Consider the following 9,811-nt stretch of genomic DNA (forward strand, 5'->3'; position numbering starts at 1 on the left):
GTTCTGGATGGTCCTCGTCATCGCGGCCGTGGCGCTCGCCCTCGGCGGGGTCGTCGGCTACCTGCTGGGGGCCTCGAGCGCCCTCGCCTCGCTCGAGGCGCTGGGTGCAGACGAGATCCAGCAGACCTATGCGACGGACGGCGGGGCGTCGTCCGAGGGCGCCTCCGACGCGCTGCCGGAGGGGCACCCGCAGCTCGACATCGCGGAGGACGGCACGGCGACGCTCGCCGACGGCGGCTCCGCCGCGTGATGCCCGCGTCGCCCGGCGGCGCGGCGGATGCCGGCGGACGGGCCGGCGGGAAGGGGGACAGATGGCGTTCGATGGGCAGCAGACCAGGCGGGCCCGGGTCGCGGTCGCCGTGGCGGCGCTCGCGATCGCGGCGGCCGTCAGCGCCGCAGCGGTCTCGGGGGCCCTCTCGGGGTCGGGCGCCCCGTCCGACGGAGACGCGGGGTCCGCGCAGGCCGCGTCTTCGGGTGGGGCGGGCGCCGCGCAGGGCGCGACGTCGGACGAGCACGACATGAGCCATGTCGACCTCACGTACCGGACGACCCTCGACCAGCTCGAGGGGCAGTACGAGGCCGACCCGTCGAACCCCTCGGCCCTGCTGAACCTCGCCAACGGCTACTTCGACTGGGGCGTGGCCGCCATGGGCGTCGCCGCCGACGACGAGGACGCGGGACACGTGGCGGACTTGTTCAACCATGCCATCGAGCGCTACGATGAGTACCTCGAGGCCAACCCCGGGTCGAAGTCGGTCGAGGTGGACCGCGCCATCTCGATCTTCTACGCCGGCGACGCGGACCGCGCCATCGCGACGCTGGAGGAGTTCACCGCTGCGGACGACTCCTTCGGTCCCGCCTGGGCCAACCTCGGCATGTTCTACGAGAGCGCGGGGCGCGCGCAGGATGCCCGTGCGGCGTATGAGCGCGCCGTCGCCTGCGACCCGGACGACGCCTACGGCGTCAGGACCTATGCCCAGCAGCGTCTCGACGCCCTGCAGGGGACGGACTCGTAGACCCGCGGCGTGCCGCGCCCCGCGCCCGCCGCGCACCCGTTCCATCGGATACACGACAAAGGGAGCCAGACATGGAACTCGGAATCACCATCACCCCCACGCCGGAGCGCTACCTCATCGCGATCGCCGGCGAGATCGACATCTCCAACGCGGACGCCCTGCGCGACCGCATCGACCTGGCGCTCGAGCAGCCCACCGCCAAGGTGACGCTCGATTTCGCCGGGGTGTCCTACATCGACTCGACCGGCATCGGCGTGCTCGTGGGGGCCGCCCATCACGCCGCCGAGCGCGAGAAGGGCTTCGAGGTCGTGAACGCCCAGCCGAACGTGATGCGCGTCGCCCAGCTGCTCGGCGTCGACGCCGAGATCGGCATCACCGGGGCGTAAGGGGCCCGCGCCCCCGCGCGGCGCGCCCGCCGGGCGGGAGGCCGTCTCAACTGCAAAGCATCTGTCAGCGGCGCGTGCGCATTTCGCGCAGCGCGGGCCGTCGCCGGATGCGGCGCGGTATACTGCTGCAGTCGATCGGAGCGCGTCCCGCGGAAACGGGCCGCGCGCATACCCAACCTGGAGGTCACCCGTGCCTAGTATCGGTGGAACCGAGCTGGTAATCATCTTGGTGTTTGCCTTCCTGCTGTTCGGTCCGGACAAGCTCCCGCAGATGGGCCGCACCATCGGCCGCGCCCTGCGCCAGTTCCGCGAGACCCAGCAGAAGCTGACCAACGTCGTCCAGACGGAGGTCGTGGACCCCATGGCCGCCGCCGCCAACGCGCCCAAGAAGGGCTCCAAGCCCGCGGCCGCCGCGGACGACGACGATGCGGACATCGAGTCCCCGTCCGGCGCCGCCGCCGAGCCGCGCCGCAAGGAGACCTTCGCCGAGCGCCGCGCGCGCCTGGCTGCCGAGAAGGCCCAGCGCGAGGGTTCCTCCGAGGACGCGCCCGCCGAGCCGTCGACCGACGGTGCCGTCGCCGCCGAGGCCCCGGAGGCGGATGGCGCCGGCGCGCCGGCCGTCGAGGCCGTGTCCGCCGAGGCGTCCGCCGAGCCCGCGCCCGCGGACGAGGAGCCCGCCGAGCCCGAGATCACCACCGAGGACCTCTACGCCCGCCGTCCGCGCCGCCATCGCGCCGCCAAGGCCGCCGGGGACGCGCCCGCCGAGCCCGCCTCCGATGACGCCGCCGGCGACGCCTCGGAGCCCGCTGCCGATTCCGAGGAAGGGGGCGAGCGCTGATGCCCATCGGACCCGCGCGCATGCCGCTTCTCGACCATCTGGGAGAGCTGCGGCGCCGTCTCACCATCATCGTCGTGTCCGTCATCGTGGCCACCGTGGTCATGTACTTCGCCACGCCGGTCATCGTCGACATCCTGAGCGACCCCATCATCCCCGCGCTGCCCGAGGGCACGCCGCTGGTCATCACCTCGTCGCTCGGCGGCTTCGCCATCAAGTTCGGTATCGCCATCAAGGTCGCCGTGGTCATGTGCACCCCGATGATCGTCTGGCAGATCCTGGCGTTCTTCCTGCCGGCGCTCAAGCCCAACGAGCGCAAGTGGGTCGTCCCCACGCTGCTCACGGCGACGGCGCTGTTCTTCGTCGGAGCGGTCTTCTGCTACCTGTTCATCGTCCCCGCGGCGTTCGAGTGGCTCGTGTCCGAGACGACCTCCATCGCCACGGTCCTGCCCAACCTCGAGGACTACATCAACATCGAGATCCTGCTGATGATCGGCTTCGGTGTGGCCTTCGAGCTCCCGCTGTTCGTCTTCTACCTCGCGGTGTTCCATATCGTCCCGTACGCCGCGTTCCGCTCCGCGTGGCGCTACATCTACGTCGGCATGCTCGTGGTCTCCGCGTCCATCACCCCGGACGCGAGCCCGGTCACGCTGCTGTTCATGTACGCGGCGATGCTCACGCTCTACGAGGCGTCGCTCGCGGTGACGCGCGTGGTGATCGTGGCGCGCGAGGGCAAGAAGGGCCTCACCACGAGCCGTATCTCGCTCTCCGACGACGAGGACGAGTAGGCGGGCCGCATGCACGAGCTCGGACTGGTCTCCGGGATCCTGGATATCGTGCTCGATACGGCGCGCGGGGCGGGTGCCTCGCGCGTCGTTTCCGTATCGCTGCGCATCGGCGACATGGCGGAGGTCAACGACGAGTCGCTCGCGTTCGCGTGGGAGGTCCTGCGCGATGACGACCCGCTGACGGCCGAGGCGTCGCTTGAGGTTGAGTACGTGCATCCGAGAAGCGTCTGCGGCGCGTGCGGCGCGTCGTTCGGGCACGACCGGTTCCATCTGCGCTGCCCGGTCTGCGGCAGCCGCGAGACGCGCCTCGTCGCCGGCAGGGAGATGGACATCGCCTCGATGGAGATCGAGACGGACGACTGAGGGCGCATCCGGCGGCGCCCCCGAGGTGCATCCCGGGGCGTGCCCGCGCCCCGTCATCGGGCGGTCCGGCCCCGCCCGCCCCGCCGGTCGATGCGGGGTTCCGCGGATCCGTTCCGAGCGGGTCCGCATGACATCGACGCATGCGCACCGGGGCCGTGTCGCCGGTGCGTCGCCACGATACCGGGGAGGGGTCGCCATGGCTGAGAAGACGGTCGACATCAACAGCTCCATCATGTCGCGCAACGAGCGGCTGGCGGGCGAGCTGCGCGCGCGGTTCGCGGAGGCGGGCACCTATGTGGTGAACGTGCTGTCGAGCCCCGGCTCCGGCAAGAGCTCGACGATCCTCGCCACGAACGAGCGCCTGGCATCGGCATGGGGCATGCGCTGCGCCGTGATCGAGGGCGATATCGCGAGCGATGTGGACGCCCGGCTCATGAAGGCCGCGGGCATGCCCGCCATCCAGATCAACACCGGCGGGCTGTGCCATCTGGAGGGCAACATGATCCGCCAGGCGGTAGACGCGCTCGACGGCGCGGTGGGGCTCGACGCGCTCGATGTCATCTTCATCGAGAACGTGGGCAACCTCGTGTGCCCCGTGGATTTCGACCTGGGGGAGAACCTCTCCGTCATGATCCTGTCGGTGCCCGAGGGCGACGACAAGCCGCTCAAGTACCCGGGTATCTTCCAGCATGCCGGGGCGCTGCTCCTCAACAAGATCGACGTGGCGCCGGCCTTCGACTTCGACCTCGAGGCGTACGACCGCGTGCTCGACGACCTGAACCCCACGGCGCCCCGCTTCGAGGTGAGCGCGACGCGCGGCACCGGGATGGATGCGTGGGCGGGCTGGCTCGCCGCGCAGGTCGAGGCGGCGCGCAGCGGGGGCCCGAGCCGCCGTTGACCGAGGCTCCGTGTGGGGCGCGGTCGGCGTGCCCGTCACCGGGGGCGATATGACGAGCGGCGGACCTCGCGTCGGTGTCCACGGATGTCGGGACGAGCGGAGCCGTTGCGGGTCCTCGCATCGATGTCCACGGGTGTCGGATGAGCGGCGCGGTTCCGCAGTCCCCGCGTAGTCTCCCTTGAACCTCAAGATGTATATAACTCGTTCTGTATACGCAAATGATGCATAGAGATATGCGGCCGTTCCGTGCCGGTGGGGCTGGTGACGGATGTTCTGGCACGGTTTGCCCGTTTGGGGGGCCGTGGTGCCGGAAGCGCTTGAAAGGGCTCCGATGGGGCTGCACGACGACGGGCTCGCCTCCGGAACCGGTGCCGTGACGGCCCGATTCGCGGCATCGGGGCGCATATGGCCGCCGCCGAGGGCGGCCTTCGTTCGTCGTACGGCTCCCAGACCCTATTCATCGCGTTTTCGATCCCACCCTCCTTCCCCCAAACGACGATTCTCTGCCATGTCCCGCCAACCGAGCCTGACAGGCCCGATATTTCCGACCCGCGACCCGGTGTTCGCCCGCTGTCCGACATGTGCCGCGCGGCGTCCGTATGCGCCGAAGGGGGTCGGTTGATTCGCAAACGTCCGCGCTTTGTGGTACGTTGCGTAGACAAACTCACCGCCCCCGGCGCGCCGCCTGGGGCGCACGCATACGTTAGGAGCCTCGCATGAAGCTCGTCATCACCGAGAAGAACGACGCCGCGCAGCAGATCGCGCGCCTGCTGTGCAGCGTCGGCAAGCCCAAGGCCGACAAGGTCTACAACACGCCCGTCTACCGCTTCGACGTCGACGGCGAGGAGTGGGTCACCATCGGCCTGCGCGGGCACATCCTGGCGCCGGACTTTCCCACGGAGCTCAAGTTCGACGGGAACCTCGGCTGGTACGCCGTCTCGCAGGAGGGCGAGGTGCTGCCCGCCGACGTGCCCGACGGCCTGCCGCGGCCTCCCTACGAGTCCAAGCGCAAGCCGTTCTTGAAGGACGGCATCGACATCAAGGGCTGGAAGGTGCCGAGCCTTCCCTACCTCGTCTGGGCGCCCATCGAGAAGCTGCCCGCCGAGAAGGAGATCATCCGCGCCCTCAAGAACCTCGCCAAGAAGGCGGACTCCGTGGTGATCGGCACGGACTTCGACCGCGAGGGCGAGCTCATCGGCTCGGACGCCCTCGCCATGGTGCGCGACGTCGCGCCCGACGTCCCCGTGTCGCGCGCCCGCTACTCGGCGTTCACCAAGGCCGAGATCGACCACGCCTTCGCGAACCTCGTCGAGCTCGACCAGAACCTGGCCGACGCAGGTGAGTCCCGCCAGTACATCGACCTCATCTGGGGCGCCGCCCTCACGCGCTACCTCACCATGGCGAAGTTCGGCGGCTTCGGCAACGTGCGCTCCGCCGGCCGCGTGCAGACGCCCACCCTCGCGCTCGTCGTCGAGCGCGAGCGGGAGCGCCTGGCGTTCAAGCCCGAGGACTTCTGGGTCATCGGCGGCGAGGCGCGCCCCGCGGGCGCGGGCGACGACGAGGCGTTCAAGATCTCGCACGCGAACGGGCGCTTCACGGACCGCGAGGCCGCCGAGACCGCCTTCTCGCATGTCGAGGGCGCGACGACCGGCACCGTGACCGAGGTCGTCAAGAAGAGCCGCACCCAGCGCCCGCCCGCGCCGTTCAACACGACGTCGCTGCAGGCCGCCGCGGCCGCCGAGGGCATCAGCCCGGCGCGCACCATGCGCATCGCCGAGAGCCTCTACATGGACGGCCTCATCTCCTACCCGCGCGTCGACAACACCGTCTACCCGCGCTCGCTCGACCTGCGCGCCACCGTGAAGGCGATCGCCGAGGTCCCGCAGTACGCGCCCGCCTGCCGCGAGCTGCTCGCGCGCGAGAAGCTCACCGCGACGCGCGGCAAGACCGAGACCACCGACCACCCGCCCATCTACCCCACGGCGCCGGCAGACCCCGCGAAGCTCGAGCCCGCGCAGTGGAAGCTCTACAACCTCATCGCCCGCCGCTTCCTGGCCACGCTGTCGGACGCGGCGGTGATCGAGGGGACCAAGATCTCCATCGACGTGGCGGGGGAGCCGTTCCAAGCTTCGGGCGACGTGCTCAAGGTGCCGGGCTTCCGCGCGGTGTACCCCTTCGGCCTGAAGCGCGACGAGCAACTGCCCGCGCTCGAGCAGGGCGACGCGGTCGACGTGCGCGAGATGCAGCTCGAGGCCAAGCAGACCGAGCCGCCGGCGCGCTACAGCCAGGGCCGCCTGGTCCAGGAGATGGAGAAGCGCGGCCTGGGTACCAAGTCCACGCGCGCGAGCATCATCGAGCGCCTCTACCAGGTGAAGTACTTCAAGGGCCAGCCGAGTGGGCCCATCGAGCCGAGTCAGCTGGGCATGGCGATCATCGACGCGCTGCACACCTACGCGCCGCGCATCACCACGCCCGACATGACGAGCGAGCTCGAAGAGGACATGACGCACGTGGCGGAGGGGCGCGACACGCAGGAGCAGGTCGTCCAGCACTCCCGCGCCCTGCTCGCCGGCATGCTCGACGCGCTGATCGAGCACAAGGACGACCTGGGCGAGGCGATCTCCGACGCCGTGACGGCCGACGCGCGCGTGGGCGCATGCCCCAAGTGCGGCAAGGACCTCGTCATGAAGACGAGCGCCAAGACGCGCGGGAGCTTCATCGGCTGCATGGGGTGGCCGGACTGCGACGTGACCTACCCGGTCCCCTCCGGCGTGCGCGTGAGCCCGCTCGAGGGCGAGGCGGCGGTGTGCCCCGAGTGCGGCGCCCCGCGCATCAAGTGCCAGCCCTTCCGGCAGAAGGCCTACGAGGTCTGCGTGAACCCCAAGTGCCCCACCAACTACGAGCCCGACCTCAAGGTGGGCGAGTGCAGCGTGTGCGCCGAGGCGGGCCGCCACGGCGACCTGATCGCGCACAAGTCCGAGAAGAGCGGCAAGCGCTTCATCCGCTGCACCAACTACGATGACTGCGGGGTCTCCTACCCGCTGCCGGCGCGCGGCAAGCTCGAGGCGACCGGCGAGGTCTGCGAGCACTGCGGCGCCCCGATCGTGGTGGTCCAGACCGCCCGCGGCCCGTGGCGCATCTGCGTGAACATGGACTGCCCGGGTAAGGAGAAGAAGCCCGCGCGCGGCCGCGGGGCGAAGAAGACGACGAAGAAGGCGTCGACCGCCAAGAAGACGTCGACCGCGAAGAAGGCCGGCGCCAAGAAGGCGGCCGCGAAGAAGACCTCCTAGGCAGTCTGCCCGCGCCGCTCCGCCCGCCCGGGCGGGCCGTCATGTCGCCCGGACGCATCGAGGCCCGGCGCCCGTTCAGGGAGCCGGGCCTCGATGCGTCCGGTGGGGCCGCGGCACGTCCCGGACGTCGGTGCCGGACGGGCCGCAGCGGCGCGGGACGGCGCGCGGACCCCGCCCTGCGCGGACGGAGCCGGGGACGGGGCCGTCGCGGAGGCCCCGGACGACCCCGTCCGCGCGTCGGAAGGTCAGAAGGAGTAGCTCGTGTCGTAGGTGAGCTCGCTGCCCACGGGCAGGTCCCCCGTGCTCTGTACGAGGATGGCGTGGCCGCCGAAGGCGGTCGAGCCCAGACTGCCCTCGAGCGCGTACACGGCGAGTCCCTCGTCGGTCAGGAAGAAGTTCCCCTCGGTGCCCGCGATGTCCTCGATCGACGCCGACAGCTCCCCGTCCGTCAGGATGTCGCTCGGATTCGCGGCGAGGAAGGCGCGGATGCCCTCATCCGCCATGACGCGCAGGTCGTCCGGCGTGTACCCGAGCGCGTCGGCGATGCTCAGCTGCTCGCCGGTCTCGAGGTCGAAGAACGCCCCGCTCATGAAGCGCGTCCCGTGCGCCCCTCCGTAGAACCCGTAGGTGTCGGTCCTCGTGGCGACGATGCCGTCGGCGATCGAGGTGACCTCGATGACGCGGCCGTGGTCCTGCTGCTCGCCCGAGTCGTAGGTCCAGGCCTCGGCGGCCGCGCGGGAGTCCGCGACCTCCTGCGCGAAGCGCTCGTTCAGCACCTCGACGCCCGCGGGCGTCTCGCCGCCCTCCGCCTCGATGACCGGGTGGGACCAGCGCGCGTTCACGGCGAAATCCGTGCCGGGGCCCTGCGAGGACGCGAGGACGGAGGTCTCCTCCTGCTGGGTGACGGTGTAGCTCGCGGCGGCGCCGCCGTCCGCGGAGTCGCCGCCCCCGTCCTCGACGGCCGCCTCGAGCTCGTCGAGTACCCGCTGCGTCTCGTCGAGCCCGGCCACGGTCGCCTCATAGGTCTGCTGGTCGCTCGCGAACCCGTACAGCGGCACGTTCAGATCGACCTCGTAGCCGGCGATGGCGGCGTTCGTCTCGTCCGCGGACGCCTCCGCGCCGTTCAGGTAGCTGCGCGCGCCGTTCTGGGAGAACACGTGGTCGACGGTCGTCTCCGGGGAGAAGTCCGTCCCGTCGTAGGCGAGGTAGCGCACCGTGAGGCTCTCCTCGGCGTCGTCCTGGCGGTACTCCGACTCATCGCGCGCGATCGAGCGCAGGGCGGGCTCGCCGTCGTGCGTGAACGTCTGGAGGAAGAAGTAGCCGCCGTTGGTGGTCTCGAGGCTGCCCGGCTCGTCGTAGACGAGCTCGATGGACCCCTCGTCGGGCCGGTACGCCCAGACCTCGACGACGAAGCCCTCGAGCTGGCGGTCGAGGTACCCGGCGACATCCTTGCTCTCGAAGTCCCCGTTGCGGTTGTACGCGAGCAGGAGCTCCTCGGTGCCGTCGCCGTCGAAGTCGATGAGGCGCGCGATGCACAGGCCGCATGCCATGCAATCGCCCGTGTCGGAGGTGATGACCTGCGGGTCGCCGTAGGCGTCGAGGTACTCGCGGCATTTCTGCCAGTACAGCTCGTAGGCGCCCGGCTTCTCGTCGGCGTCCCCGGCGGGCGGGCCGACGACGATCTCGGCGTCGGCGTCGGGGTTGTCGGGCTCGTAGTCGGCGGGGAAGTCCCGCTGCCCGCCGTCGCCGTCGATGATGGCGACGCGCCAGGCGCCGGGTTCGACGTCGCCGAAGTCCGCGATCTGGAAGCCGCCGTCGCCGTCGACGTCGATGCGGTGGGGCGTCGTCTCGACGGAGGCGAGCGCCTCGTCGTCCGCGTCGGGCTGGATGAGGGCCACGCTGTAGGTGGTGAGCGGCGTGCCGCTCGCATCCTGCGGGCGGATGCGCGTGGTGGAGGATACGGGGACCGGGTCGGACTGGCCGTAGGCGACCGAGGCGGGGGAGCCGCCGAGGAACGCGACGGCGCCGATGACGAGGGCGAGCAGGACGGCGACGGCCACGACGATGCCGACGACGACCCCGCGGCCCGCCTTGGGCGCGGGCCCCGCGGGGGCGGGTGCGGGGGAGGGCTCTGCGGGAGCGGGCGGGACGGGAGGCGTCTGCTCCGGGGGAGCGGGCGGGACGGGGGCTGCCTGCTGGGGCGGCGCGCCGGGGGCGGGGACCGCCTGCTGGGGC

Annotated in this window: 8 protein-coding genes and 1 pseudogene; 8 read left to right on the forward strand and 1 reads right to left on the reverse strand. The window is 71.0% G+C overall.

Translation table 11 applies throughout. The annotated features are described in order from the left end of the window. The 8 genes and pseudogenes from PHA29_RS09625 to PHA29_RS09660 form a co-directional block, all read left to right on the forward strand. Positions 1-250: pseudogene (locus tag PHA29_RS09625) on the forward strand (tetratricopeptide repeat protein); the annotation flags it as partial. 61 nt (positions 251-311) lie between these two features. Then, positions 312-1,016 (forward strand): tetratricopeptide repeat protein, encoded by a 705-nt coding sequence (locus PHA29_RS09630; protein ID WP_270849396.1) that lies wholly within the window; start codon positions 312-314, stop codon positions 1,014-1,016. Between the two features lie 71 nt (positions 1,017-1,087). Further along, on the forward strand, positions 1,088-1,402 hold the full coding sequence (locus tag PHA29_RS09635; RefSeq protein ID WP_270405527.1) for an STAS domain-containing protein: 315 nt from the start codon (positions 1,088-1,090) through the stop codon (positions 1,400-1,402). A gap of 190 nt (positions 1,403-1,592) precedes the next feature. Continuing rightward, on the forward strand, positions 1,593-2,240 hold the full coding sequence (locus tag PHA29_RS09640) for a twin-arginine translocase TatA/TatE family subunit (RefSeq protein ID WP_270849397.1): 648 nt from the start codon (positions 1,593-1,595) through the stop codon (positions 2,238-2,240). After that, positions 2,240-3,025 carry a twin-arginine translocase subunit TatC gene (gene tatC / locus PHA29_RS09645; RefSeq protein WP_270405529.1) on the forward strand — a complete coding sequence of 262 codons (786 nt, stop codon included), beginning with the start codon at positions 2,240-2,242 and terminating at the stop codon, positions 3,023-3,025. The genes PHA29_RS09640 and tatC overlap by 1 nt, the downstream gene beginning before the upstream one ends. Positions 3,026-3,034: 9 nt before the next feature. Continuing rightward, positions 3,035-3,388: a hydrogenase maturation nickel metallochaperone HypA/HybF gene (locus PHA29_RS09650; RefSeq protein WP_270405530.1), complete on the forward strand. Its 354-nt coding sequence runs from the start codon at positions 3,035-3,037 to the stop codon at positions 3,386-3,388. 196 nt (positions 3,389-3,584) lie between these two features. Further along, entirely contained in the window at positions 3,585-4,286 is a 702-nt protein-coding gene (hypB, locus tag PHA29_RS09655) for a hydrogenase nickel incorporation protein HypB (RefSeq protein ID WP_270849399.1), read from the forward strand. 716 nt (positions 4,287-5,002) lie between these two features. After that, positions 5,003-7,576: a DNA topoisomerase I gene (locus PHA29_RS09660; protein ID WP_270849400.1), complete on the forward strand. Its 2,574-nt coding sequence runs from the start codon at positions 5,003-5,005 to the stop codon at positions 7,574-7,576. Between the two features lie 245 nt (positions 7,577-7,821). Here PHA29_RS09660 and PHA29_RS09665 read toward each other — a convergent pair. Continuing rightward, positions 7,822-9,811 (reverse strand): hypothetical protein (locus PHA29_RS09665; protein ID WP_270849401.1); only part of this gene is annotated, 1,990 nt, incomplete at its 5' end.

Source organism: Candidatus Collinsella stercoripullorum (assembly GCF_027669965.1).
Taxonomy (GTDB): domain Bacteria; phylum Actinomycetota; class Coriobacteriia; order Coriobacteriales; family Coriobacteriaceae; genus Collinsella; species Collinsella stercoripullorum.